1 protein-coding gene and 1 pseudogene are annotated in these 230 nt (G+C 59.1%); one reads left to right on the top strand and one right to left on the bottom strand.

Translation table 11 applies throughout. The features are described from left to right. Nucleotides 1-120, top strand: a pseudogene (locus WLY71_RS31135) (class I SAM-dependent methyltransferase); the annotation flags it as partial. A 16-nt stretch (nt 121-136) separates the two neighbouring features. On the opposite strand, the gene WLY71_RS31130 reads toward WLY71_RS31135, so the two are convergent. Further along, nucleotides 137-230: LuxR C-terminal-related transcriptional regulator (locus WLY71_RS31130; RefSeq protein WP_347806595.1), on the bottom strand; the 94-nt coding region annotated here is incomplete at its 5' end.

The following is a 230-nucleotide window of genomic DNA, read 5'->3' as shown; positions in this document are numbered from 1 at the left end:
CTGCGTCGACTGCCGGAATTGCTCAGCCCCGAAGGCACGGTTCTGGCGTGCATGAACGATCCGGCGTTCGGTGCGGACTTCCTCATCGATGGCGTCACCCGCGAAGCACCGAGCCTGCGATCTTTTGATGTTGATCTCAGCGCGGCTGCAACACCAACGCAAACAGCTCACCATGCCCATTCACATTGAGCTTGTGATAGAGATTGCGCCGGTGCACCTTCACCGTCTCC

Source organism: Pseudomonas rossensis, from assembly GCF_039888995.1.
GTDB lineage: Bacteria > Pseudomonadota > Gammaproteobacteria > Pseudomonadales > Pseudomonadaceae > Aquipseudomonas > Aquipseudomonas rossensis.
The sequence above is the reverse complement of the archived record's forward strand: the minus strand, read 5'-3'. Positions and strand labels throughout refer to the sequence as shown.